The organism is Flavobacterium sp. NLM (assembly GCF_002210235.1).
Lineage (GTDB): Bacteria > Bacteroidota > Bacteroidia > Flavobacteriales > Flavobacteriaceae > Flavobacterium > Flavobacterium panici.
In genome coordinates this window covers 117495-143372 of record NZ_LIAC01000013.1, presented here as the reverse complement: position 1 = coordinate 143372, position 25878 = coordinate 117495, and the positions used below count along the sequence as shown (strand labels likewise).

General features: G+C 32.9%; 30 protein-coding genes. 19 read left to right on the top strand and 11 right to left on the bottom strand.

From position 1 onward, the window contains the following. Positions 1 to 24 precede the first annotated feature (24 nt). The 4 genes from APR43_RS16475 to APR43_RS16460 form a co-directional block, all read right to left on the bottom strand. A complete protein-coding gene (locus APR43_RS16475) occupies positions 25 to 549 on the bottom strand; it encodes a GNAT family N-acetyltransferase (RefSeq protein ID WP_053473183.1) in 525 nt (174 codons plus the stop codon). A gap of 78 nt (positions 550 to 627) precedes the next feature. Beyond that, positions 628 to 1962 carry a DEAD/DEAH box helicase gene (locus APR43_RS16470; RefSeq protein ID WP_053473261.1) on the bottom strand — a complete coding sequence of 445 codons (1335 nt, stop codon included), beginning with the start codon at positions 1960 to 1962 and terminating at the stop codon, positions 628 to 630. Between the two features lie 170 nt (positions 1963 to 2132). Next, on the bottom strand, positions 2133 to 3671 hold the full coding sequence (locus tag APR43_RS16465; protein WP_053473184.1) for a DEAD/DEAH box helicase: 1539 nt from the start codon (positions 3669 to 3671) through the stop codon (positions 2133 to 2135). Positions 3672 to 3779: 108 nt separating this feature from the next. Beyond that, positions 3780 to 4313 (bottom strand): DUF6155 family protein, encoded by a 534-nt coding sequence (locus APR43_RS16460; protein WP_053473185.1) that lies wholly within the window; start codon positions 4311 to 4313, stop codon positions 3780 to 3782. A gap of 103 nt (positions 4314 to 4416) precedes the next feature. Between APR43_RS16460 and APR43_RS16455 the strand changes: the two genes are divergently transcribed. Next, on the top strand, positions 4417 to 4710 hold the full coding sequence (locus tag APR43_RS16455) for a DUF3817 domain-containing protein (protein WP_053473186.1): 294 nt from the start codon (positions 4417 to 4419) through the stop codon (positions 4708 to 4710). After that, a complete protein-coding gene (locus APR43_RS16450; protein WP_053473187.1) occupies positions 4703 to 5962 on the top strand; it encodes a mechanosensitive ion channel family protein in 1260 nt (419 codons plus the stop codon). The genes APR43_RS16455 and APR43_RS16450 overlap by 8 nt, the downstream gene beginning before the upstream one ends. Before the next feature lie 66 nt (positions 5963 to 6028). Here APR43_RS16450 and APR43_RS16445 read toward each other — a convergent pair whose 3' ends face one another. Both APR43_RS16445 and APR43_RS24515 read right to left on the bottom strand, forming a co-directional pair. Next, the gene (locus APR43_RS16445) at positions 6029 to 6457 is read right to left on the bottom strand and encodes a hypothetical protein (RefSeq protein ID WP_053473188.1); all 429 of its coding nucleotides are present in this window, start codon (positions 6455 to 6457) and stop codon (positions 6029 to 6031) included. Positions 6458 to 6594: 137 nt separating this feature from the next. Beyond that, a complete protein-coding gene (locus APR43_RS24515; protein WP_165590699.1) occupies positions 6595 to 6771 on the bottom strand; it encodes a hypothetical protein in 177 nt (58 codons plus the stop codon). A gap of 87 nt (positions 6772 to 6858) precedes the next feature. On the opposite strand from APR43_RS24515, the gene APR43_RS16440 reads away from it, so the two are divergent. From APR43_RS16440 to APR43_RS16425, 4 genes are all read left to right on the top strand, one after another. Continuing rightward, the gene (locus APR43_RS16440) at positions 6859 to 7266 is read left to right on the top strand and encodes a hypothetical protein (protein WP_053473189.1); all 408 of its coding nucleotides are present in this window, start codon (positions 6859 to 6861) and stop codon (positions 7264 to 7266) included. A gap of 5 nt (positions 7267 to 7271) precedes the next feature. Continuing rightward, a complete protein-coding gene (locus APR43_RS16435; protein WP_053473190.1) occupies positions 7272 to 7823 on the top strand; it encodes a hypothetical protein in 552 nt (183 codons plus the stop codon). Between the two features lie 3 nt (positions 7824 to 7826). Next, positions 7827 to 8402 (top strand): Crp/Fnr family transcriptional regulator, encoded by a 576-nt coding sequence (locus tag APR43_RS16430; protein WP_053473191.1) that lies wholly within the window; start codon positions 7827 to 7829, stop codon positions 8400 to 8402. A 182-nt stretch (positions 8403 to 8584) separates the two neighbouring features. Beyond that, a complete protein-coding gene (locus APR43_RS16425; RefSeq protein ID WP_053473192.1) occupies positions 8585 to 9556 on the top strand; it encodes a zinc-binding alcohol dehydrogenase family protein in 972 nt (323 codons plus the stop codon). A 97-nt stretch (positions 9557 to 9653) separates the two neighbouring features. On the opposite strand, the gene APR43_RS16420 is transcribed toward APR43_RS16425, so the two are convergent. Beyond that, positions 9654 to 11630, bottom strand: coding sequence for a thiamine pyrophosphate-dependent enzyme (locus APR43_RS16420; protein ID WP_053473193.1), 1977 nt, complete (start codon positions 11628 to 11630; stop codon positions 9654 to 9656). Between the two features lie 370 nt (positions 11631 to 12000). On the opposite strand from APR43_RS16420, the gene APR43_RS16415 reads away from it, so the two are divergent. The 9 genes from APR43_RS16415 to APR43_RS16375 all read left to right on the top strand — a co-directional run bounded on the left by APR43_RS16415 (position 12001) and on the right by APR43_RS16375 (position 18210). After that, complete coding sequence (locus APR43_RS16415; protein ID WP_053473194.1) at positions 12001 to 12951, top strand: isopenicillin N synthase family dioxygenase; 951 nt, start codon at positions 12001 to 12003, stop codon at positions 12949 to 12951. Between the two features lie 112 nt (positions 12952 to 13063). After that, positions 13064 to 13396, top strand: coding sequence for a translation initiation factor (locus tag APR43_RS16410; RefSeq protein ID WP_053473195.1), 333 nt, complete (start codon positions 13064 to 13066; stop codon positions 13394 to 13396). 272 nt (positions 13397 to 13668) lie between these two features. Further along, entirely contained in the window at positions 13669 to 14541 is an 873-nt protein-coding gene (locus APR43_RS16405) for a nucleoside phosphorylase (protein WP_053473196.1), read from the top strand. Beyond that, the gene (locus tag APR43_RS16400; RefSeq protein WP_053473197.1) at positions 14541 to 14981 is read left to right on the top strand and encodes a DinB family protein; all 441 of its coding nucleotides are present in this window, start codon (positions 14541 to 14543) and stop codon (positions 14979 to 14981) included. The genes APR43_RS16405 and APR43_RS16400 overlap by 1 nt, the downstream gene beginning before the upstream one ends. 3 nt (positions 14982 to 14984) lie before the next feature. Next, positions 14985 to 15377, top strand: a complete 393-nt coding sequence (locus APR43_RS16395) for a VOC family protein (RefSeq protein WP_053473198.1) — start codon at positions 14985 to 14987, stop codon at positions 15375 to 15377. Further along, positions 15377 to 15850 (top strand): DUF4265 domain-containing protein, encoded by a 474-nt coding sequence (locus APR43_RS16390; protein WP_053473199.1) that lies wholly within the window; start codon positions 15377 to 15379, stop codon positions 15848 to 15850. The genes APR43_RS16395 and APR43_RS16390 overlap by 1 nt, the downstream gene beginning before the upstream one ends. Positions 15851 to 15902: 52 nt before the next feature. Continuing rightward, complete coding sequence (locus tag APR43_RS16385; RefSeq protein ID WP_053473200.1) at positions 15903 to 16754, top strand: substrate-binding domain-containing protein; 852 nt, start codon at positions 15903 to 15905, stop codon at positions 16752 to 16754. A 17-nt stretch (positions 16755 to 16771) separates the two neighbouring features. Continuing rightward, on the top strand, positions 16772 to 17704 hold the full coding sequence (locus APR43_RS16380; RefSeq protein ID WP_053473201.1) for a transglutaminase-like domain-containing protein: 933 nt from the start codon (positions 16772 to 16774) through the stop codon (positions 17702 to 17704). Between the two features lie 140 nt (positions 17705 to 17844). Then, positions 17845 to 18210 carry a hypothetical protein gene (locus tag APR43_RS16375; protein ID WP_053473202.1) on the top strand — a complete coding sequence of 122 codons (366 nt, stop codon included), beginning with the start codon at positions 17845 to 17847 and terminating at the stop codon, positions 18208 to 18210. A gap of 74 nt (positions 18211 to 18284) precedes the next feature. Here APR43_RS16375 and APR43_RS16370 read toward each other — a convergent pair whose 3' ends face one another. Then, positions 18285 to 18989, bottom strand: a complete 705-nt coding sequence (locus APR43_RS16370; protein WP_053473203.1) for a LytR/AlgR family response regulator transcription factor — start codon at positions 18987 to 18989, stop codon at positions 18285 to 18287. A gap of 1 nt (position 18990) precedes the next feature. After that, positions 18991 to 20079, bottom strand: a complete 1089-nt coding sequence (locus tag APR43_RS16365) for a sensor histidine kinase (protein ID WP_082356458.1) — start codon at positions 20077 to 20079, stop codon at positions 18991 to 18993. A 341-nt stretch (positions 20080 to 20420) separates the two neighbouring features. Between APR43_RS16365 and APR43_RS16360 the strand changes: the two genes are divergently transcribed. Next, positions 20421 to 22769 carry an outer membrane beta-barrel family protein gene (locus APR43_RS16360; protein WP_053473205.1) on the top strand — a complete coding sequence of 783 codons (2349 nt, stop codon included), beginning with the start codon at positions 20421 to 20423 and terminating at the stop codon, positions 22767 to 22769. Between the two features lie 78 nt (positions 22770 to 22847). Here APR43_RS16360 and APR43_RS16355 read toward each other — a convergent pair whose 3' ends face one another. After that, on the bottom strand, positions 22848 to 23201 hold the full coding sequence (locus APR43_RS16355; protein WP_053473206.1) for a DUF2200 domain-containing protein: 354 nt from the start codon (positions 23199 to 23201) through the stop codon (positions 22848 to 22850). A gap of 140 nt (positions 23202 to 23341) precedes the next feature. Here APR43_RS16355 and APR43_RS16350 point away from each other — a divergent pair, with 140 nt between their 5' ends. The 3 genes from APR43_RS16350 to APR43_RS16340 are packed head-to-tail and all read left to right on the top strand — an operon-like array spanning position 23342 to position 24520. Then, a complete protein-coding gene (locus tag APR43_RS16350) occupies positions 23342 to 23668 on the top strand; it encodes an ArsR/SmtB family transcription factor (protein WP_053473207.1) in 327 nt (108 codons plus the stop codon). A gap of 3 nt (positions 23669 to 23671) precedes the next feature. Continuing rightward, entirely contained in the window at positions 23672 to 24139 is a 468-nt protein-coding gene (locus APR43_RS16345) for an SRPBCC domain-containing protein (RefSeq protein ID WP_053473208.1), read from the top strand. Between the two features lie 6 nt (positions 24140 to 24145). Beyond that, a complete protein-coding gene (locus tag APR43_RS16340; RefSeq protein WP_053473209.1) occupies positions 24146 to 24520 on the top strand; it encodes a DoxX family protein in 375 nt (124 codons plus the stop codon). 180 nt (positions 24521 to 24700) lie between these two features. On the opposite strand, the gene APR43_RS16335 is transcribed toward APR43_RS16340, so the two are convergent. Next, positions 24701 to 25864, bottom strand: coding sequence for an FAD-dependent oxidoreductase (locus APR43_RS16335; RefSeq protein WP_053473210.1), 1164 nt, complete (start codon positions 25862 to 25864; stop codon positions 24701 to 24703). Between the last annotated feature and the right edge of the window lie 14 nt (positions 25865 to 25878).

Sequence of the window (25878 nt, the reverse complement as noted above, 5' to 3'; positions counted from 1 at the left end):
AGTTTTCTTTTCCTTTTTTGAGAATTATTCAGTCAATTTAAGTTTCATCATAATATCAGTCTGTTCATCATTTCCAAGTCTAAAAATGTGTTTGTCAAATTCGACAAAACCATTCTTTTTATAAAAACTTAAAGCGCGATGATTTTCTTCCCAGACTCCTAACCAAACATAGTCAGCGTTCTTTTCTTTGGCTGTTTGAATCGCTTTTTCATAAAGTAATTGCCCGACTTTTTTTCCGTGAAATTCTTTTGAAACATAAATACGTTCGATTTCAAGGGATTTTTCGTCCTGCAGTTCAGTCTGCGATTCTCCGAAGTTTATTTTTAAATAACCAATTGCGTTATCGTTCAAAACTGCGAAATAAAATTCAGAGTTTTTATTCGTTAGTTCTTCCGTTAATTTTTCTTTAGAAAACTTTTCATCAAGATAAGTTTGCATGTTTTCTTCAGAATTATATTCTGAAAAAGTTTCATAAAAAGTTTGTCGGCCAATTTTTTGCAATTGGTCAATATCGTCAAGTGTAATTTTGTTTATATGAATATCTTCCATTCTAATTTTGCTGTATTTCAGGGTTTAAATTTCTTATAAAAATACAACATAAATCAGCAGATTTAGAAGCTTTAAGTCTTACTTTTTGAATTTTTTAACAGGTTTTTCTGTTACTTCAATTTTATTTTGTAAAACATAATTGGCTAACAATTTCTCAATCAGTTCTTCTTTTGTAAGATGATGAAAAACGGTTTTTACCTTCGTTTTTAAATCAGTCGAAATATCGTGATTTGGTTTTGTTTTGAAGATTTGTTTTGCCCATAAAAGTGTATTGTTTTCTTCAATACTTAAGGCAGACGGTTTTTGGAATTTAGTAAATTTAAGTCCCAGTTCTCTTTCAAAATCAGCAATTTCTGCCACTTCCTCTTCCTGTAAAACAGTTAAAGAAAGTCCCTTTGCTCCTGCTCTCGCAGTTCTTCCGCTTCGGTGAACATACGTTTCGTAAGCATCCGGTAAATGGTAATTGACAACATAAGAGATTTCTTTTACGTCGATTCCTCTCGCTGCTAAATCGGTGGCAACTAATATATTAATATGTCCTTCTCGGAATTGTTCCATAATCCTGTCACGAATTCCCTGTGATAAACTTCCGTGAATTGCTCCCGAAGAAAAACGGTTTATCGCCAGATTTTTGGCTAATTTATTAACGGCAGCTTTTGTTTTACAGAAAATAATACCGCGTTCCCCATCTTTTGAATTTAGAAAATGCATTAAAACATCTAATTTTTCAATAGGATCAACTACAATATATTCGTGATCAATTCCTTGGTTACCAACAGTTTCCATATTGGCGCTTACCTGAACTACATTTTTGTTTAAGTAATTCTGAACCAATTGTTTAATTGTTCCCGGTAAAGTAGCCGAGAATAATAAAGTGCGGTGTTTTTTAGGAATTTCAGCCAGAATTTCGTCCAGACTTTCTTTTAAGATCGAAACCATTTCATCGGCTTCATCTAAAACTAAAAATTGGGTTTGTTTTAAATCAACTGCTTTTCTTTGAATCAAATCGATTAAACGTCCCGGAGTTGCCACAATAATGTGTGTTGGCGATGTAAGACGCTCAATTTGAGGTTTTATGGGAATTCCACCGCAAGTTGCCGCGATTGAAATATTTGGAATATATTTTGAAAAATCTTCTAAATTTCTAAAAATCTGATGTCCTAATTCTCTTGTTGGAACTAAAATCACAGCCTGAACTACAGGAGATTCTGTATCAATTAATTGCAATAAAGGAAGTCCAAAAGCCGCTGTTTTTCCGGTTCCGGTTTTGGCTAAACCAACAACATCGTGGTTTTCAGACAGTAAAAGCGGAATTGTTTTTTGTTGAATTTCAGTAGGTTCAACAATGTTTAATTCGCCTAAAGCTTTTAAAATTGGCGCTGAAAGTCCTAATGTTGAGAATTGTTTAGACATATTTTTAGTTTTTTTTGTTTCAGGTTTCATGTTTCAAGTTGCACAGAAGCCTGATAAGTTTGACAAAAGGAGAAATCACATTAAATCGCAATTTCTCCTTTCTAAATTATATTATGTTTAGATTCCAACAACTTGAAACATGAAACCTAAAACTTGAAACAATTCTAAAATCAATCCGGTTCGTTCATGATTTTTTCGCGGTATTTTTTACCTACTAATAAGGTCAATCTTTGCTTGTAATCATCCAGAAGCCATTCGCGGTAGTTTTTACTACACTGACTTAAACATTTTGCGTAACGTTTAATTCGGCATTCGATATCGTCTTCTAATTCTCTTGACAAAGCTTTTGCTTCCTGAAGTGTCTCTGTATTATCAACACACATTGCAGCATGCTGTTCAAGCGATTTATCTAAAACAATTTTCGAACGTAAATTTTGTTTAATCGCTAGTTTGTGTTCTTCTTCAACATCAAAAGTAACATCAGCAGTTTTGCTGAATTTTGCTCTTAATTCTGGAGGCATACTGTATTTAAAGAACATTTCGATTTCAGTATCGTCTCTTAAATTCTCTAAATAAAATTCTGGAGATTTAAAGATGTGCTGCCAGTTTACCGGTTCGCTCCATAAACCGAAACGAGCGGCGTTGTTTCCTAAATCGATTACTGTAAACTCGTCTTTACCAGGTAATTTACGAGATCCACGGCCAATCATCTGGAAATATAATGTCAATGATTTTGTTGCTCTGTTTAAGATAATTGTCTCAACAGTTGGCTCATCAAAACCAGTTGTTAAAATCCCCACAGATGTCAAAATTGCATCCGGAGTTTTCTTGAACCAAGCCAAAATATCTTTACGCTCTTCAGAACTGCTTGTATTATCAAGGTGTCTGATATCGTAGCCAGCTTCTCTAAAAGTATCATATACATATAATGATGTATGAATACCGTTATTGAAAATTAAAGTTTTCTTACCTAAAGAGCGTTCTGTATACGCATGGAGCAATTTTTCCTGCATTAAAGAATTGGTATACAAATCATCAGATGATTTTACGGTATAATCTCCGTTGATACCTACTTTTAATGAGGTCAAACCAACATCATAACTATAGGTTGTTGCTCTCGCCAAAAATCCTTTGTCGATCAATGAACCAATTGTGTCTCCAACGATAAGTTCGTCGTAACTTTGGTGCATTGGTAATTTTATGTTTGAACTCAAAGGTGTTGCTGTTACTCCAAGAATAAAAGCATTTTTAAATGAGTTTAATAGTTTTCTAAATGAATTGTAATGTGCCTCGTCAATAATTACCAAACCAATATTGTCAAGGTGCAGTTTCTCGTCGTTGATACGGTTTTTTAAAGTTTCAACCATCGCCACGAAACAAGAATAATCATTTTGGTCCGGTAATTCTTTTACCTTACTGTTGATTATTTTATTGCTTACGCCAAAGCCCTTCAACATTTTTGAAGTTTGTTTGCAAAGCTCGATTCTGTGAGTTAAAACAACCACTTTTTTGTCATTATTAGATAAATAACGACGTACAATTTCAGAGAAAATTACTGTTTTTCCGCCTCCGGTAGGCAGCTGATACAATAAATGATGTTTTGGAGGAGCATTGTCTAAGCGGTCAAAAATGGCATCAATATCGCCTTTTTGGTATGCATAAAGTTCTTTTTTCTCTTCTCTTTCTATTTCTAAAGTGTTTTGAGACATTGTTTATTTTTGGATTTTTGCAAAAATACATCTAAAAAACAGTTATTCATCTTATTTTAACCTAAAATAAATGATTTTTTTAAATAAGATTTTTTATAGGAAGTGTTTTTAAAAGTCGATTTTATCCAGAATTGCTTCAAAATCATACTTATTTTTCCATTTTTGCTGCAAAGTCTGCTGGTGAATTGCGTCAATCCTTGCTTTAAATTCAGCGAGGATTCCGTTAGAAATGACAAAATTTACTGCTTGTTCAAACGAATTAAAAATGCTTTTGTAAAATAATTCCTGCTTAATGTAGTTGTTGGCAGAATAAGTTTGCGCAATTTCGATATTGTAAAACATCAAATCGGCAATAATAAATGGATCAACGCCTAACATTATAAAATGTTTGATGATTTTTTGTGCCACAGAACGACGCATTTTTGCTCTGGGGCGCCATTTTGCATTGGGCTTTTTTATGGGAAAATATTCATGGGAAATTTTAACCTTAGATTCCTGCAAAAGTTTATCTTCTTTTGGGTTAAAAACAAAATCGTAATACACTTTTACCGGAGCAAATTTTTCATACAGCTCAATAAGCTGTTCTTCGAGTTGCTCTTTGCTCAGTTCGGTTAAATATTTTTTTAAATCGCGCTTGCTCATTATCAAAGTTTAAGATTACAAAAGTAAATTACTTTCCTGAGACATAACTTAAAAACCAATCCTAATACTTAATTTTGCTGCTATAATCTCAAAATATATCTACATGCTTAAGATTTTTAAAGTTACCGCTATTTTAGAAGGAATTTCATATTTAGTTTTATTTGCCAATATGCTTATTATTAAAACTAACAATCCAGAACTTTACCATACTTTATTAAGACCTTTAGGAATGACACACGGCGTGTTATTTATAGGTTATATTGTTTTGGCTTTTTTATTGAAAAAATCTCAAAACTGGGATTTAAAAACATTTGCAATTATACTAATCGCTTCTCTTATTCCGTTTGGAACTTTCTACATCGAGAAAAAATATTTAGAAACTAAAGCAAATGCTTAACCTTTTGGATAAAATATTCAATTTTTTATACCCTCTTTTCAGGCATTGGGGAATGAACCGCAATTTTGCGTCTTATATTAGTCTGATTTTTAATATTGCCATTATGGTGGCTTTGGCTTATGCCATTTATTATGTCGCAAAATTTGTTTTGGTAACGTTGACAGCCATTTTTGCCCAGCGCACCAAAACAAAGTTTGACGACTATCTAGTTCACAATAAAACCACAAAATACACCGCATATTTAATTCCGTTTTTCTTTATTTATAAAGCTGTTCCTATTATTCTGGACAAATACGAATATTGGGAATCGCTTTTTGGGAAAATCGTTGGTATTTATATCGTTTTGATCAGTTTATGGATTATCAGAACGATTTTTAATGCGCTTCGTGATTATTTAAAGCAAAAACCGGAATACAGCGACAAACCAATCGACAGTTTCATTCAGGTTATTATGATTGTGCTTTGGATTTTTGGGGTTGCGATGATTATTTCAACTTTATTCGGAATCAAAAGAGGCGAATTATTAACCATTCTGGGAACTCTTTCTGCTATTATCATCTTGATTTTCAGAGATACAATTTTAGGATTTGTTTCGAGTGTTCAGGTTGCCATAAACGATATGGTTCGTATTGGCGACTGGATTACAATGGATAAATTTGGTGCCGATGGCGATGTAATTGAAATCAATTTAACGACCGTAAAAGTTCGAAATTTTGATAATACCATTACCACGATTCCAACGTATGCTTTAAGTTCTGATTCTTTCCAGAACTGGCGCGGCATGCAGAATTCTGAAGGAAGACGTATTAAAAGACATATTTTGATTAAAAGCAGCAGTATTCGTTTTCTGAATAATGATGACCTGAATCATATGAAAGGAATTCAGCTTATTACCTCTTACATTGAAACCAGACAAGCTGAAATTGAAAAGTACAATGCTCATCGGGGAATCGATAAATCATTGTCTCTTAACGGTCGTAATATGACCAATTTAGGTTTGTTTAGAAAATACATTATGCAGTATTTATTAGACCATCCTGGGTTAAATAAAAATATGCATATTATGTGTCGACAGCTGCAGTCAACTGCACACGGAGTTCCATTAGAAATTTATGTTTTTTCAAGCGATAAACGCTGGGCAAATTACGAATATATAATGTCTGATATTTTCGATCACATTATGGCGTCGGTAATTTATTTCGATCTTGAAATTTTTGAATTGCCGTCGCAGATTGGGGTATTGAATAGGTAAGTTTTCAGTCGCAGTACTCAGTCACAGTCTCAGTAAAAAACTGAAAACTGAGACTGCGACTGAATACTATCTTTTAATTTCTTCAAAAACAAACTTCGGATCTTTATAATTCAAAGTTCCGTCAATAAAGCACGGAAGATTAAAGTAAGTTCCCACTACTCCATTTCCCAGAATCAGTTTGTTTTCTTTTTTAAGCAAAGCTAAAGGCACTCTTTTCCAGGTTCCACCGTTTGATATATAATGAAAATCGCCTCTTAAAGTATTTCCGTTTATATCCCCTCTTACATCGCCGGAATCCTTTCCTACTTTATAATAAGATATTTCATAACGACCAAAAAAACGTTTGTCACTTATATTAAGCGCTAAAATTGCGGTGTCTTTATTATTTACGGCGCGATACAAAACTTCCTGATAATCATTTTTATCCTCTTTTGAATTGCAGGAAACTATAGTAACCAATATCAACAGGAGAAAAACCAAAGATTTTATATTCATGAGTGTGTGTGTTAAACCATATAAGTTATATAAGTTCATTTAAATTAAAGCCTAATCTTGACCATACAAGTATTCAGTTCGTTAAGAATGAAACTTAAATTTTCTTATATAACTTATATGGTTAACTTTTTAAACAGTTAATTCTTTTTAATCAATTGAAAAATTTGAACTATGAGAACGCCAAATAATACTCCAATGGCAAAAATAGAAAGGAAATCTACATTACGAATATTTGATAATGAATTACTTCTAAAATAATTTCCTGATGCAATGATTAGAAGAATTACGGTCAGTATAATTGACTTGTTTTTCATGATGCTGATTTTTAAGTGAAATTAATATTTAATAAATGTATTAAATATAATTTATTAAAAGATTTTTTCTAAATTTAAAGAAAAAACATGGCAGATAGAGACACTTTTTTAAGAGAATTAAGAGGCGAAACTTTAGGAACTGTAAGTGCTCAGTCTTCTCCAGATGAGATCTTTCAAAATCAGACGATTAGGCCTATTTTAAAACTTCAGAACGATTTGTTTATTGCGGTTTTTATTAATTATGTAAATAAAAATAAACCTGATTTTTATTCGTACACAGTTGAGAAGAAACTGCAGACTATAGAAAATTCCATTCAAAAAGATATTAAGTTCCGTAATTCCCTAAAAGGAATTGTAATGGCACTTTTTACCATTGAAGAATACGAAACTTATATTCAGAATTCATCTAGTTTAAATAAACGAATGATGAATTTATTGATTGAGAGACTTAAAAGTCAAGTGCAGTTGTTTGAGGTTGAATCCGATTCTAAATAATTTCCATGATATTGACAGATGAGCATATTGTCTACGAAAACAATTGTCGTAAAATGTTTGTTGGAGAAATAATTCGAGGAGTTATTTATGGAGAAATTCAATATGTTTTTGAAGATAATGAGCATCTTATTCCAGAACCTACCTATTTTACTAAATATCCAGAAATAGATACTTTAGATCATTCTATCTATTTTCAAATGACTAACAAAACAATTTATGTTTTTTGGGATAATACATTTTTTAGTTACGGACTTTTATCAAAAGAGATTGATTTAGAGAAAACTCCAAATGATTATGAACAAAAATGGGATATTTCTAATGAGGAAAAGTGGATTAACTTAATTGGTCAGAAAATTATTGATTTTAAAATAATCTGGGAAGAAGCTTCTTTCTCAATATATCCACAGACTTTCTTACTTGAAACAGAAAATGGAAAAACGATAATTTTGAGCGCTTCCGAGTTCAAAGATTCAGAACAAAATAAGGTTTATGGTATGAGTGATAACTTGCTTGTGACAACAAATCTCACTTTAGCAAAAGAACTTAAAATTACATAAAAAATGTTCGACCAATTCCGAAATAAATTCCCTTTAACCGATGAAAAATGGAACGAATACACGAGTTATTTCAATCGTATTGAAGTTCCTGCAAAAACTGTTTTGATCGAAGAAGGCGAAGTTTCTAAAAAGCTTTTTATAATCGAAAAAGGCTGTATCAGAGTTTGGTTTAATAATAACGGAAAAGATTTGACTTCACAGTTCTTTTTCGAAAATCATAGCGTTGCTTCTATTGAAAGTTTTATTAAAAAATTTCCGAGTCCGGTTGTGGTGGAAACAATCGAGCCTTCTGTTTTATGGTGGATTTCTAAAAATGATGTCGATACAATTTTGGAAGAAATTAAAGAAATCCCAGAACTTCGGGATCGGTTAATCAATATGCTTTTTCAAAGAACATTTGACTATATGAAACACTTTTTTTCTTTCATAAAAGACTCCCCTACTCAGCGTTATCTTAGTTTAATTGAAGAAAAACCTCAAATTGTGCAGCGCGTTCCGCAGCATTACATTGCTTCTTATCTTGGTGTGAGCACGGTTCATTTAAGCCGAATCAAAAGTAAACTGGTTCACAAAAAATAATTAAAATTTCACCATATAAGTTATATAAGAAATTGTAAGCTAGACTTAAATTAACTTATATAACTTATATGGTTTTAAAAAAAAACTTGATAATTGTTTCTTATTTCATTTGATAACAAATGTTATCGTTTGCCCATAAACAGCCCTATAATTTTGCTTCATAAAATTTAATATTTAAAATTATGAAAGCAGCAGTAGTTTATAAAAAAGGCGAATTGCCAAAATATGCAGAATTCCAAGAACCAATCGCAACAAATGAAAATGAGGTTTTAATCTCGGTTAAAGCTGTAGCGATTACTAATCTGGACAAAGGAATTGCAAGCGGAGAACATTATTCTTCGGAAAATGAAAATCAAAACGGATTTGTAATTGGGAGTGACGCCATAGGTTTACTAGAAAACGGAACCAGAGTTTATGCCCGCGGAATTTCCGGAACAATAGCGGAAAAAGCTTTAGTCGAGAAAAACCGAATGGTCGCATTGCCAGACGGAATTGAAGATGCAACAGCCGCAGCAATGCCAAATGCGGTTGCAGGTTCGGCAATGGCGCTTCGTTTTAGAGCTGGAATAAAATCAGGAGAAACGGTTTTAATTAATGGCGCAACTGGTTTTACGGGACAAATGGCCATTCAGATTGCGAAACATTATGGAGCGAAGAAAATAATTGTTATCGGAAGAAACGAGAAAACTCTTGAAAGTCTTTTAGAATTAGGCGCTGATGAAATTGTTTCTTTAAAACAGGATGATAAAAGTTTTGTGTCGAAGCTTAAAGAAATTCATCAAAATACACCAATTGATATTGTTTTGGATTATTTGTGGGGACATTCGGCAGAATTGATTCTTTCGGTTTTAAAAGGAAACGGAAATTTTACTCCTAAAACGAGATATGTTTCTGTAGGTTCAATGTCTGGCGACACCATTCAATTATCTGCTCAAATTTTACGAAGCGTTGATTTGCAATTGTCGGGTTCAGGTTTAGGAAGCTGGACAAAGGATGAAGTGAAATTGTTGTTTTCAGAAATTCTTCCTGAAATGTTTCTTTTGGCTTCTCAGAACAAACTAAAAGTAAATATCGAGAAAGTGAATTTAGTCGATATCGAGAAAATGTGGAACGCTGATGTTTCTGATGGCAAAAGATTAGTAGTTCTTATTTAAAGTTACTAAGGTTCTAAGATGCTAAGATTCTAAGTTTTTTTAAACTCAGAAACAATTTTAGCATCTTAGAACCTCAATATCTTAGCAACTTAGAATCTTAGTATCTCAGTAACTCGAATAAAACCTCTTCAAAACGATTTTTAGCTAAAAACTGATCTTCAAGAGCTTTTGTAAACGGAATTGGGGAATCTAAACTTGCTACTCTTTTTACCGGCCCGTCTAAATATTCGAAGCATTCTTCCATAATTAAAGCCGAAAGATCACTTGCGATTCCGCCAAACATAGTGTCTTCCTGATAAATAATAGCTTTTCCGGTCTTTTTAACCGAAGCAAAAATAGTTTCGGTATCAAGCGGCTGTAAAGTTCTTAAGTCAATTAAATCAGCATGGATTTCAGGATTATTGGCTAAAGTTTCTAAAGCCCAGTGAACCGGAGCTCCAAAAGCAATAATGGTTACCGCATTTCCTTCTTTTAATAAAGCCGCTTTCCCAAACGGAATAGTATAATAATCTGTTGGAACGTCTTGATAAATACTTCTGTATAATTGTTTGTGTTCAAAAAACAAAACCGGATTTGGGTCGTTAATGGCGGTATTTAATAAACCTTTTGCATCATAAGGAAACGCCGGATAAACAACTTTTAAACCCGGAGTTTTAGTAAACCAGGCTTCATTTGTCTGCGAATGAAACGGCCCAGCTTGTGTTCCTCCGCCGCAAGGCATTCTAACGACAACATCGGCTTTTTCGCCCCAGCGATAATGTGATTTTGCTAATAAATTGACAATTGGATTAAAACCTGTCGAAACAAAATCAGCAAACTGCATTTCGACAATGGCTTTATAATTATTGATGGATAATCCCATTGCAGCCGAAACTACGGCACTTTCGCAAATTGGAGTATTTCGAACGCGATCTTTTCCAAAAGCATCAACAAATCCATCTGTAATTTTAAAAGCTCCACCATATTCAGCAATGTCCTGCCCCATTATGACTAAGTTTTTATTACGCCACATAGATTGTTCTAAACCATTTCGGATGGCATCTATAAAACGAATATTTTTTACTTCTTCGCCATGAGTATATTCTTCATATTCAAAGTCTTTATAAACATCATCTAATTCTCCACTATAAGTTGGCTCTATTTCAGGTTCGGCATTTGCCATTGCCCAATTTTTATCAATTTCCAACTTAATTTCAGCACGCAATTGTTCGTCCAGTTTTTCGGTAAGAACTCCAATTTCTGTTAGATATTTTCTATAATTGGTAACCGGATCTTTAGCTTCCCATTCGTCCATTAATTCTTGCGGAACGTATTTTGTCCCACTCGCCTCTTCATGCCCGCGCATCCTGAAAGTTTTAAATTCTAATAAAACCGGATGCGGGTTCTCGATCATTTCCTGTTTTAACTTCGATAGTTTGTTGTAGACTTCAACAATATTATTTCCGTCAATAATCCAGCTTTCAATACCGTAACCAATTCCTTTATCAGCAAGGTTTTCACATAAATATTGTTCGTTTGTTGGTGTAGAAAGTCCGTAGCCGTTGTTTTCGATAACAAACATAACCGGAAGCTTCCAAACCGCCGCAATATTCAATGCTTCGTGAAAATCTCCTTCGCTGGTAGCGCCTTCTCCGGTAAAAACCGCTGTGATTTTTTTATTGTCCTGAAGTTTATTAGCCAGCGCAATTCCGTCAGCAATTCCTAATTGCGGACCCAAATGCGAAATCATACCTATAATATTGTATTCCTGCGTTCCAAAGTGAAAACTTCTGTCACGGCCTTTTGTAAAACCGTTTGCCTTTCCCTGCCATTGCGAAAAAAGTCGGTGCAATGGAATATTTCGGGTTGTAAACACGCCCAGATTTCGGTGCATTGGCAATACATATTCAGATTCGTCTAAAACAGACGTAACTCCTACTGCAATAGCTTCCTGGCCTATTCCTGAAAACCATTTTGAAACTTTTCCTTGTCGGATCAAAATGAGCATTTTCTCTTCAATCAAGCGCGGTTTCAAGATTTTTTTATATAAATCTAGTAATTTTTCGTCAGTAAGGTTTTCTCTGTAAAAGATCATTTTTGTAGTAAGTTTAGTTTTTCAAATATAAAAAAATATAACAATTTTACATCTAATTGTTAAATAATTTAAAAACGCATATCTTTAATTCTATAAAAATAGAAAATAATTTGCAGTTTTCGGTTTAAAAAAAGCGAACACAAATATAATCGGTTTTTTTCGTCAGACCAGTATTTTTTATAATATTTTAGCTACAAAAAATAAATGCATTAATTTTTCAGAATTTAAAATTTTAATTCAGAATTTGTATTAAAAATTGGATATAAAACTAAATTTTATGGTAATTTATAAAATTCAAATATAAAATATTCTCTACCTTTGTTATTGAAAGGCTTAATGCGCCTTTTTTTCTTAAATAAAAATGTAAAGTATGCAAAACATTCCTAGTGTAGACTTACGTGATTTCCTTTCGGACGACCCGAAACGTAAACAAAAATTTGTAAATGAAATCGGCAGTGCATTTGAAAACATTGGCTTCGTTGCCTTAAAAGGTCATTTCTTAGATGACAAATTGGTAGACGAACTTTATGGTGAAATTAGAAAATTTTTCGCCTTGCCAGTAGAAACTAAGCATAATTATGAAATTCCCGGAATTGGCGGTCAAAGAGGTTATGTCTCTTTTGGAAAAGAACATGCTAAAGGACGTAAAGAGGGAGATTTGAAGGAATTCTGGCATTTTGGCCAGTATGTTGACAAAGATTCTAAATGGGCTTCAGAATATCCTGAAAATGTAGAAGTTAAAGAATTGCCTCGTTTTAATGAAGTTGGTAAAGAGGCTTACCAAATGCTTGAAAAAACAGGAATTTATGTTTTAAGAGCTTTGGCTTTACACCTTGGACTTGATGAGTTTTATTTTGATGATTATGCAAAAGAAGGAAACTCTATTTTAAGACCAATTCATTATCCTCCAATTACTTCTGAACCAGAAAACGCGATTCGTGCAGCAGCTCACGGTGATATCAATTTAATCACTTTGTTAATGGGTGCTCAAGGTAAAGGACTTCAGGTTCAAAACCACGACGGTGAATGGATTGATGCTATTGCGGCAGACGATGAATTAGTGATTAATGTGGGCGATATGTTGTCAAGACATACTAATAATAAACTTAAATCTACAATTCACCAGGTTGTAAATCCGCCTAGGGAATTATGGGGAACTTCTCGTTATTCAGTTCCGTTTTTTATGCATCCTGTAAGCGATATGCGCCTGGATTGTTTGGATAAATGTATTGATGCAGAACATCCTAAGAAATATGAGGATATTTCAGCGGGCGAGTTTTTACACGAACGTTTGGTAGAATTAGGTTTAATTAAGAAATAAAAACTTAAATAAATTCCAATATTAAAATTCCAAATTCCAAGCTTTTCTTGGAGTTTGGAATTTAATTTTTAAATACCTTTATGGTTGAAATTTATTTTTAGAATAAAAAAATATGGACTTAAAAGATCAGTTAAAAAACTTATTTCCAGATCACGAAGAATCAAACGAACCTGAGGTAATTCAGGAACAGGATCATGTTTTGTATGTACAAAAAGAACCAATGATCTGTAAATTTGAAAAACGCAAAGGAAAACCAACGACTATAATTGAAGGTTATGAAGGAAGCGATGAAGATTTTAAAGTATTAGCCAAAGAAATCAAAACAAAATTAAGCGTTGGCGGTACTTTTAAAGATGATTCAATCATCATACAAGGCGATTACCGCGACAAAATTATGGCAATTTTAAAAGAAAAAGGATTTAAAACGAAGCGTGTCGGAGGATAAAAATTCCAAAATTTAAATCCCAAATTCCAATTTTTTATTTTAACGCAAAGTTCGCTAAGATTTTTTACTTTGAGTTTTTTATAAAAATGCAAAGTTCGCAAAGCTTTGTGTAAATTTGAGTAATTGGAATTTGGAATTTAAATTATGGAATTTTATAGATGCACAGCTGTGCACCTCTACAGAAAAACCTTTGAATCTTTGCCTCTTTGCAACTTTGTACCTTTAAAAAAACTTAGAATCTTAGCATCTCAGAACCTTAGTAACTAAAAAAAATGATAAAATCATCAGAATTAATACTTAACCCGGATGGAAGTGTTTACCACTTAAACCTTCGTCCTGAACATATTGCCAACGATATTATTTTTGTTGGAGACCAGAATAGAGTCGAAAAAATTACTCAGTTTTTTGATTCGATTGAATATTCAACACAAAAAAGAGAATTTAAAACCCAAACGGGAATTTACAAAGGGAAAAGAATCTCTGTAATGTCAACTGGAATTGGGCCTGATAATATTGATATTGTTTTAAACGAATTAGATGCTTTGGTAAACATCGATTTAAAAACACGTCAGCCAAAAGAAAAATTGACTTCTTTGAATATTGTCAGAATTGGAACTTCGGGTTCTTTGCAGGCAGATATTCCTGTAGACAGTTTTGTAATGTCAAAATTTGGACTTGGTTTAGATAACATGCTTCGCTCCTATTTAATTGACGAAGTTTCGAATACAGCTCTTGAAGATGCTTTTATTCTTCACACCAACTGGGATATTAGAAAAGGAAGACCTTACGTGATTCCGTGTTCAGAGAAACTGGAAAAAATTATCGAATCAGATAAAATTTTCAAAGGAATAACCGCTACAGCCGGAGGGTTTTATGGTCCGCAAGGCCGTGTTTTGAGACTGAATATTCAGGATGAAGAATTAAACAATAAAATGGATAATTTTGATTTTAATGACAATCGCATTACTAATCTTGAAATGGAAACTGCAGCAATTTATGGGCTTTCTTCTCTTTTAGGGCATAATGCCTTATCTTTAAATGCAATTATTGCCAATCGTGCTTCGGGAACTTTTAGTGAAGATCCTTATAAAGCTGTTGATGAATTGATTACTTATACTTTAAATAAACTTTCAAGTAGTAAATAATGCAGGCAGCTATTCTTAAATTTGAAAAATTACTGAACGAAAATGTGAATCATTTTTCAACATTAAGTAACGAAGTTTTAGAAGCTAAAGCCGCTGGAAAATGGTCTAAAAAAGAAATTTTAGGTCATTTGACAGATTCAGCAATTCATAATTTGGTACGTTTTACTGAAATTAATTATCTAGAAAAACCTTATCAGCACCGACCATATAATCAAATAGATTTAGTAAATTTAAATCAGTATCAAATAATGGATCCTGATGAGCTTTTGCAGTTGTGGCTGGTATTAAACAAGCAAATTGTGAGACTCATGAAATCTGTTGATGAGAAGGCTCTAGATTATAAAATTGTTTTGAGTGATGAATCAGTGATTGATTTAAGGTTTCTTATGACGGATTATGTAGAACATTTAGAACATCATATCAATCAGATAAAATCTTAGATTATGTTTTTAAGAGTAGCAAGACATACGAATGATTTAAAGAGAATTGAAGATTTTTACGTCGATATTCTCGGTTTTGAACAATTAGGAGGTTTTGAAAAACACAACAATTACGATGGAATTTTTATTGGAAAATCGGGTTTAGACTGGCATTTTGGATTTACACAATCCAATGTAAAAGCCAATCATTCTTTTGATGAAGACGATGTAATTGTGCTTTATCCCAAAACAATTTCAGATTACAACGAATTAATAAATAAGCTTATACACCATAATATTGCAACGATAACTGCAGCTAATCCGTTTTGGAACGAAAACGGAAAAATGATTCAGGATCCAGATGGTTATCGTATTGTAATATCATCCTTAAAAGCCATAATAAACGAAATAGAATAATGCAGGAAACACATAAAAAAATATTATTTAAATATTACAGTGATTATTTAGAAGAAACAGTTTCAGAAACGATGTGGGCCGAAATTGTAGATTTAGAAAAAGGACTTTTTAAATTAGATAATATCCCATTTTTCGGACCGTTGATTGCTACTGATGATTTATTTTATGCCGAATTTGATGAAGAGGAAGATCGCCTGGTTTATAAAGAAACAATTGAAAATTCAGGAAATTCAATTGTTCAGGTGATTATTTTGGAAAAAGGATTTGACAAGGAAATCATCAGAGAAAAACTAAAAGCAATAAATTGTTTATCAGAAGGATTAAATGATAATTTTCTTTCTGTAGAAGTGGTTCGCGATGTTGATTATTCGATTGTGAGAAGTATTTTAAACGAATACGAATCTCAGGAAATTATTCAATATGCAGAACCTTGCCTTTCAGACAAACACAGGGCTGATTTAATAAAAAACTAAACTTACAAACTTAAAAATACGCATACCAAACTTAACTTAAACTTAAACTATAATGAAAACTGTAAAAATTGTAGGTGTTCCTGAACACTTCAATCTGCCATGGCATTTATGCATTGAAAATGGCGAATTTGAAGCAGAAAATATCGATTTACAATGGAAAAACGTTCCTGAAGGTACCGGAAAAATGTGTCAGATGCTGCGCGACGGCGAAGCTGATATGGCCGTTATCTTGACAGAAGGAATTGTAAAAGATATTACGGCAGGAAACCCAAGTAAAATTGTTCAGATTTATGTGCAGTCACCTTTAATTTGGGGCATTCACGTTGCAGCAAAATCAGATTTCGAAACTGTAAAAGATTTAGAAAACAAGAAAGTTGCGATTTCAAGAATTGGTTCAGGTTCACAATTAATGGCTTATGTAAATGCAAATGAACAAGGCTGGAACAGCGACAAGCTTCAATTTGAAATTATTAATACTATTGACGGCGCTGTAGAAGCTTTGACAAACGAAACTGCAGATTATTTTATGTGGGAACGTTTTATGACAAAACCGCTGGTTGATCAGGGAATTTTCAGGCGTGTTGGCGACTGCCCTACTCCATGGCCTTCATTTGTAATCACGGTTCGCGACGAATTCTTGAAAAAGAATCCAAAAGTGGTTGAAAAAGTATTGGAAGTTATTAATAAAACAACGCATGATTTTGCTCAGATTCCTGATATTGACAAGACTTTAGCCGAATTATTCAATCAAAAAGTTGAAGATATTCAGGAATGGCTGAAACTAACACAATGGTCACAAAAACATTTAAGTGAAAAAGCATTTATCAAAATTCAAAATCAATTATTTGATCTGGGAATTATTGATAAAAAAAGTACTTTTGTTGAAACGGTGAAAGCGCTGTAAAACTGCTTTTGATTCTTATGATAAATTTTCCCAAAATTGACCTACCGCAGCTAAAATCCAAATTACAGGTGAAATCACCTTGGGATAGGATTATTATTTCTGTGTTGAGTCTTTTTATTACGATTCCCATATTTATCATTTTGCATCAAAACCTTATCGATCTGGAATGGGCTTTCAATCTGGATCGTGTTTTTATATTTATTTTTGTTTTTGCTGTTGTTTTCTTTTTACTAATGTATCTGCGAACCATAATCATTTTATGCGTCGCGGTTTATTTATTGGTTTTATTTTACGGATCGGTTATTGGGAATTATGGCTTCAGTGAGATTTCTGAAGATTATAATTCGATGATTTATACCATGTCAGACAATCCGTATCCGCAGGATATAATTGTGGCAAAACTGCTGCCGTTTCCCAATAAATCAAAAATTATAAGTGCCATTGAATATCAAAATCCGAAAGTTCGAAATTTTGCTATTATGGCCACTTCAAAGCATTTTAAAGGAATAAAAGGTTATTCTGATTATAGAACCATAATTCAGTGTTTTGCTGTTTTTAAAGAAATAAACGGTCGCTGGAATTATGTCAACGACCCAAAAGAAGGCGATTATATTGCTACTGCCAGCGAATCATTAGAATATTTTTCAGGAGATTGTGATGATCATTCTATTTTAATGGCGGCGGCAATTCGCTCTATTGGCGGAACTCCAAGACTTATACACACCAAAGGCCATATTTATCCCGAAATATTAATAGGCTCTATGATTGATTTGGAAAAGGTCAATTATCTAATTAAAAATGTACTTTTTCCAAGAGAAAGTTATGGTAAAAACCTGCATTACCATATTGATGAACGTGGTCAGGTCTGGATGAATCTCGATTATACAGCAACTTATCCCGGAGGCCCGTTTATGTATGAAGAAATTCTGGGAGCTTTGACCCTGAATTGATTTTTTGAAACTCTTGAAAAACTAGGTTTTTCTATAAGATATTAGAAATCAGATGACTCAATCTAACTTTCTGCAGCTATAACGTTATAGATAATAATTTTTTTCGTACCTTTTCATTTCTAATCTTTAATCACAAAATCATGAAAAAATCTAAATTATTTATCTTCGCGCTTGCATTGGCTTCAGTATTAATGATTTCATGTTCTAAGAGAAATACACTGGTAAGCTCTTGGAAAATTACAGCGGTAGAACCGAAAATGCCCATTTCGGATTCTTTAAAAGCTGTAATTTTAACGGATGGAACTTTAACATTTACAAAAGATGGGCATGTTACCGGATTCTTGACAAGAGAAATTACAAATGGTACTTATGCATTGACAAAAGGTGGAAAAAGTTTAGTAATTAAAGATGAAGTTGGCACCCCATACCCTTGCGAAAGTACTATTACCAGTGACGAATTAATTCTGGACAGTAAAGAAATGAAACTTACGCTCAAAAAAATATAAGCTTTGCTATCCTGATATAACCACAAAAGCAATAAAAAACTCCTTAAGTAAATCATTTAAGGAGTTTTTTATTGCTATGAATTTTTTAAAATTTTAAAAACGTATTCTTTATAACTCGCTCCAATAGGAATTTCAATAGTTCCAATTTCTACATCGTAAGGCGTAAATGCCGTGATATTTTTTAAATTAATGATAAAAGAGCGGTGAATTCTCAGGAAGTTTTTATCCTGCAATTCTAATTCAATATCGCTGATTTTATATTTCGCATTTAGTTTTACACCATCTTTTTGATGTACAATAATATAATCTTTGACACTTTCGATATACAAAATTGTATCGACGTTTATTTTATTGAATTTTGGCCCGTTTTTGATGTAAATATAATCTTCCTGCGAAGGCGTAATTATCTTGCTGTTTACAGGTCCGCTAATTCTTAAATAACGATCTGCGGCTTTAAAAAAACGATCGAAAGTAACCGGTTTTAAAAGATAATCTACAATATCGAGCTCGTAACTTTCTAAGGCATATTCACGGTAAGCGGTAGTAAAAATAACAGCCGGCGGATTCTTTAATGTTTTTAAAAAATCTATTCCCGTAATCTGCGGCATTTTAATATCTAAAAACATCAAATCTACAGGAGTTGTACGCAATACATCGGCGGCTTTTAAAGCGTTTGGACAAGTTCCTACCACTTCAAAATAATCTAATTTACTGATATGATTCTGCAATAAGCTGATTGCTAAAGGCTCGTCGTCGACTAATAAACACTTTATTTTCATTTTAAGCTAAATTATATTCGGTTGCTAAATTAATCTGTAAATAAGCCGTAAAATCCTTTTCGGTTTTAGTAACATCAAAAGTATAATGTTCGGGATAAATTTTATCAAGCTGCTGGATAATATTATTTAATCCAATTTTTCCGTTTCCAGATTCGCTGTCAATTTTATTTATGGAGTTTACAATCTTAAACTCAAAACGATCACCTTGCAGCTTCAAATCAATTTGAATATTAGGAGAACTTCCTGTGTCCTCTCCTGCTCCATGTTTAAAGGCATTTTCGACCAAAGAAAGTAAAATCAAAGGCGCAATAGATTTATTGTGATCTATAGAATGATTGAATACAACGCTTAAATGCTCATCATATCTTAGTTTTTCGAGCGTAATATAATTTTCAAGCAACGAGATTTCCTGAGAAATGGGAACATAAGTCGCACTGCATCGGTATAAAATACAATCTAAAATCTCAGACAAAACAGCAATTGATTTTGAAGTTATTGGAGAATTTGTAATAGATAGCGAATAAATGTTATTAAGCGTATTAAACAAAAAATGAGGGTTTAATTGTGCTTTCAGGATTTTTAATTCGGTTTCTGCTTTTTGTTTTTCAAGCAGTAAAGACCTTTTCTGAACAACATACTGATCTTTTATCAATTTTATAAAAATAAAAAATATAGATAACGAAAGAATGTGCAAAAAGTAAGCTCCAAATAAAGTAGGTAAATCAGTCAGGATTTCAGCAATAGGTTCCTGATTAAAAGGTCGTTTGCGCGTAAGAGTTTCCAAGCCGTACACCATTGCAATTCTGGCAATAACAGAGATAGCATAACTTCCCAGAACCAATTCTGCCCAAACCCAATTATGCTTTTGTGTAATCATTAAGCGGGGTAAAATTCTATAAGACATAAAATAAGCCCCAATGATAGAAAACAACTCATAATATAATGTGTATGCTATATCAACCCATAATTCTTCTGGTTCAGAAGAAGTGTTTTTGCTAAAAAACATAATAAAAATAAATGTCCAAAAAATAATATGGGTACTTATTCTGTGCTCTTTAGAGAACTTTATAATTTTTTCGAATGGTGTCATGTTTTTTTTAAGTTGCTGAGTTGCTAAGGGTCTAAGATTCTAAGATTTTTTCTAAAGGTTTATTATTCTTTTCTAAGTTGCTGATTTAAAAAAAAACTTAGTGTCTCAGAATCTTAGCAACTAAAAATCTAAGTAAATCAAAGTTAACATTTATTTAGAAAGACAAAATGGTTGTCGATGAACATGCAAAAAAAAGATACGAACATATAAAAATTGGATATAAACACGATTTATGGTTTCTATTTGATTGTTTATACGCAATAATCGCCCTTATATCATGCGTGAAAATTTTGAGTGAAATTAAAAAGGAGTTTTGCTTAAAATTCTAAACCAATCAAAAAATGAAACAGTTAACATTATTAATCGTATTACTATTCAGCTTCACATCTGGAGCACAAACATCACAATTTACTATCAAAGGAAAAATAGTAGATTCTAAAACCAAACAGGCTTTACCTTATGTAACGCTTTTATTATCATCTGCAGAAAATAAAAAAGAAGCCGTTACAGATGCTGATGGAAATTACATTTTAAAAAGCAATTCTGGAAATTATCAGCTTAAAGCCGTTTATATGTCATACAAAACTTTTACGGCTGAAAATATTCAATTGAATAAAGATATTGTTATGAAAGACATTCTTTTAGAAGAAAGTATAAATCAATTAGACGAAGTAAATGTTATTGCCGAAAAATCAGCGGTAGAAATGAAAATCGATAAAAAAGTCTTTAATGTTGGTAAAGATATTTTATCCAGCGGCGGGTCTGCAAATGATATTTTAAACAATGTTCCTTCGGTAAATGTTGATATTGCAGGAGTTGTAAGCCTTAGAGGAAACAGCAGCGTTACGGTATTGATAAACGGAAAACCTTCTATGCTGACCACTAATAATGGTTTGTCGCAAATATCTGCGGCCAATATTGAAAAAGTAGAAGTTATTACCAATCCTTCTTCGGCATATGAAGCGCAGGGCGGTGCGGGAATTATTAATATTATTATGAAAAAGAACACCATGAAAGGCTTTAACGGTTCGCTTCAAGCCGGAATTGGAAATCCTGCGAGACATAACTTAAATGCCAATGTGAGTTATAAAACAGAAAAAGTGAATCTTTTTGGAAATTTAGGGTATCGTTATTTAGATATTTATGGGTATAACAAACAGTTTCAAACGAATACAGATAACGGTACAACAACAATTTTAAATCAGTATGATGATATGAAACGAAGCATTGGCGTGTATAATATGTACGTAGGCGGGGATTATTATATCAACTCAAAAAACACATTAACAGGAAGTTATTACCGTAGTAAAGACAACAATAACAACAAAATGCATTACAACTACAATTATTCAAATGCCAATAATGTTACGGATAGTATTATTTCGAGATCTGAAAAGTATAAAGAACCTCAAATTTACAATGCATTAGAATTAAATTATGTAAAAACGTTTGACAGAAAGGATAAAAAATGGACAACAAGTTTACAATATGATTTTTGGAATGATGATGAAAACCAATATATTACACAGAAAAAAACATTTCCTTTTAATGCTTCGGTTTCTAATTTGTATTCAAGAGATATTGAAAGCAGTAATGATATTTTTATAAAATCAGATTTTGTAGACCCAATTTCTGAAAATTCTAAAATTGAAATGGGAATTAGAAGTGATCTTCGTGCGCTGAGAAGTGATTATCACACCATTCTGGATAATGTACTACAAGAACAATTTACCAATAAATTAAAATACGATGAGAATTTATACAGTGCTTATTTTCAGTTTTCAAGCAAATATGAAAAGTTTAATTACCAGTTAGGGCTGCGTTCTGAATTGTCTGATATAAAAATTGCAGATACAAAAAACACTTTTAATAATACTAAAAACTACATTAACCTCTTCCCTACGCTGCATTTTGTATACAATTTAACCGAAAAAACAGATTTGCAGTTGAGCTACAGTAAACGAATCAACAGACCAAGATTCTGGCAGTTAAATCCATTTTCGGGAGTTTCAGATTTAAGAAATTTAACGGTAGGAAATCCAGATTTGAACCCAATGTTTACCAATTCTTTTGAGTTTACCTTATTGACAAAACCGGGGAAATTCAGCATTAATCCGTCTGTTTATTACAAGCATACAACCAATTATTTTGAATATATAGTAAAACGTACCGATGAAAATTATTTTGTAAGCACGCCTGTAAACCTTGATACTGAAGACCGTTACGGTGCAGAAGTTTCGACGACTTATAATCCAACAAAATGGCTTAGACTGGCTTTAGATTTTAATTATTACAAATTCAAACAGCAGGGAACTTTTGAAAACGTAAATTATAATGCCGAAGATCAAACCTGGCTTTCAAATTTTAGATCTGTAGTGAAGTTTCCTAAAATTATTTCGGGAGAATTCAGTTTTAGATATCGAGGAAAAAATCAAGGCGTTCAATCACTTACAGAGGCTCAGTATAGTGCAAATTTAGGTTTGAGCAAGGACTTCCTTGGAGATAAAATGTCGGTAACTTTAAACGTAAATAATTTATTTAATTCGCAGATTACGACTGAAAAAATTACAACTCAATATTATTATTTAGAATCTGAAGCCAGATCGCAAGGACGCTATATTAATTTGAATGTTATTTATCGTTTTAACAGAAGCAAAAATGATGCTGATAGATTGCCTTATAATATGTAAAAAATTAAATTCCAATTTTTAAATTCCAAATATTGTTGTAAATAAAAGCCGTTATAATTCTTTAAAACGGCTTTTTTTTTATTCTCTTAGGATTTTTTCCATTTTTTTTCCTTTAGCTAATTCGTCTACTAATTTATCCATGTAGCGAATCTTTTGCATTAACGGATCTTCGATATCTTCAATTCGGTAACCGCAGATTACACCAGTAATTTTAGATGCATTTGGATTCAGGTTTGGTGCTTCTGCAAAAAAGGTCTGCAAATCTGCTTTCTTTTCGATTTGATCTCTAAATTGTTTATCGTTATAACCCGTCAGCCAAAGTATAACTGTATCTACTTCTTCTGCAGTGCGTCCCTTCTTCTCTACTTTTTCCTTATACAATCGATAAATACTCGCAAATGAATATTGAAATACTTTAGCATTATTATTCATGTTTTCTTCTTTTTTATTGAATTTAAAATTATAAAAAAACGCCTGTAACTCCTCATAATTTCAAAAAAATATAAAATTTTTCGTAAAAAATATTGTGCAGTCAAATGACTTCATTATATTTGCAGTCAAATAACTGCACAATGGAAATACGTAGAGATGTTTTTCAGGCAATTGCCGATCCAACGCGAAGAGCAATTTTAAATTTGGTAGCCATTCAAGCGATGACACCAGGAACTATAGCGGAAAATTTTGATTCGTCAAGACAGACTATTTCGAAACATATTAAAATATTAACGGAATGCGAACTGCTTGACCAACAGCAAAACGGACGCGAGATTTATTACTATATAAATCCGAAGAAAATAAAAGAAGTGGCTGATTTTATTGAGCCATTCCGTCAAATGTGGGACGAACGATTTAATAAATTAGAAAGCATAATGAAAAACTATAAACCCAAAAAAGATTAATTTATGGAACGCAAAACAAAAATTAATGCCGAAAATGGCCAGCAGGAAATTGTAATTACAAGAGAATTTGATCTTCCGGTTGATTTACTTTTTAAAGCTTATGCAGAACCTGAAATTGTAGAACAATGGATGGGAACAAAAGTGGTAAAATTAGAAAACAAACAACATGGCGGCTGGCAGTTTGAAACCAAAGACCAAAACGGGAATGTTGTTTTTAGTGCCAATGGTGTCATTCATGATTTTGTTCCAAATGAAAGAATTACCAGAACTTTTGAAATGGACAATGCCAATTTTGCACCTCAATTGGAGTTTTTGGAGTTTGAAGAACTTACAGATGAAACAAGCAGACTTACGATGCAGATTATCTACAAATCTGTAGAACACAGAGATCAACAATTGAAACTGCCTTTTGCACAAGGCCTGAACTTCGCACACAATCGCTTACAGGAAATAGTAAACAAACTTAAATAAATCGTTATGAGCAAAAGAAATAAAATTATTTATTGGATTGCCACTCTTTGGCTGGCATTAGGAATGACTTCAACAGGAATTGTACAAATTATAAAAATGAAGGAAGAAGCCGATATGATGGCACATTTAGGCTATCCGCTTTACTTTTTAACCATTCTGGGCGTTTGGAAAATCTTAGGCGTTATAGCTATTTTAATTCCGAAGTTTCCTTTATTAAAAGAATGGGCTTACGCAGGATTCTTTTTTGCCATGAGCGGCGCTATTTTCTCTCATTTTGCCGTAGACGATTCTGGTATAGCATATTTTGGCCCGACATTATTATTGGTTTTAACAGTTACATCATGGTATTTTAGACCGATTGATAGAAAAGCTGTTGTTTAAGTGTTCAGTATTCAGTTTTTAGTGTTCAGTCGCAGTCGCAGTTTTCAGTTTTGAAAATAGCTGTCACCCTGAGCGAAGTCGAAGGGCTTTTACGACACGAGGGCTTCGACTTCGCTCAGCCTGACAGTCTGCAAACTGTGATTACAAACTGAACACTAAAAACTGAACACTGTAAACTCCCTAATAAACTTGATTAAAAAAATCAGTTAAAAACTGTAAATTGCTTTCTACATGCATAGCGTCGGTCATTTTTAAAGTATCTTCTGTTATTTCTTCCATACGACTGCGCATTTTATTTTCAAATAAAGAAACAGCCTCTTCTATAGTTTCATAATTACCAAAACAAAATATTTCATAAAAATCTAAAGCATCGGCCATAGCCTGATTTGCTCCTTCTCCTGCATAAGGCGGAATACGATGTGCGGCATCACCAATTATGGTAAGATTTGGCAGCGGTTTCCAATATTGGTCAATCGGGAAATGATACATAGGTCTTGGAATAATAGAAATTTCATTGGTTTCAAAAATTTCCTGCCAATCAGTATTCCAGGTTCTGAATTCGTTTTTAAACCATTCAGCAACGGAGTTTTTATCCTTAAAATTAATTCCTGAATTGGTAACCCAATTATCTTCTGTTTTTATTCCAATTAAAATAGTTAAGGTGCCATCAGCTTTTGAGCTGCAAAAGAATGTTTTGCCTTCTTCCAGAGCAAAAAGTTTTCCATCGTTTACAAGCTTCCAAAGGTTTGGTGCATTTTCTTTTGCTTTATAAATATTAATTTCAACCGCTGTAACGCCAGAAAATATAGGCTCGATGTCTGTAAGATATTTTCTCACACGCGAATTTGCGCCGTCTGAAGCAATTACGAAATCGGCATAAGTTGTTGTTCCATTTTCAAAAGAAATTTCCCAGCCAGCTCCTAAAGGTTTCATTTGGGTGAATTTAGAATTCCAAATCACATTTTCTTCTTTAAGCGAGGCAATCAGTAAATCACGCAAAGGTCCGCGGTCAATTTCCGGGCGAAAATGCTCGTTTCCGAAATCATCTTCAGGTTTTTCTTCCTGATCATCAAATACTACAGTCATATCTTTATCGGCAATTCGCATTTTATCTGCTCCAGGACGGTAGTATTTTTTAAATTCTTCCATCAATCCAGCTTCCTGTATCGCTTTTAAACCTGTATCTTCATGTAAATCAAGTGTATGACCTTGCTGACGAACATTTCGGTTTTCGTCTCTTTCATAAACTTTTACATCAATTCCTTTTTCCTGTAGTAGTCTGGCAAGAGTTAATCCGCCTGGGCCTCCGCCAATAATGGCTACTTTTTTATTATCTAATAACATAATTATATCGTTTT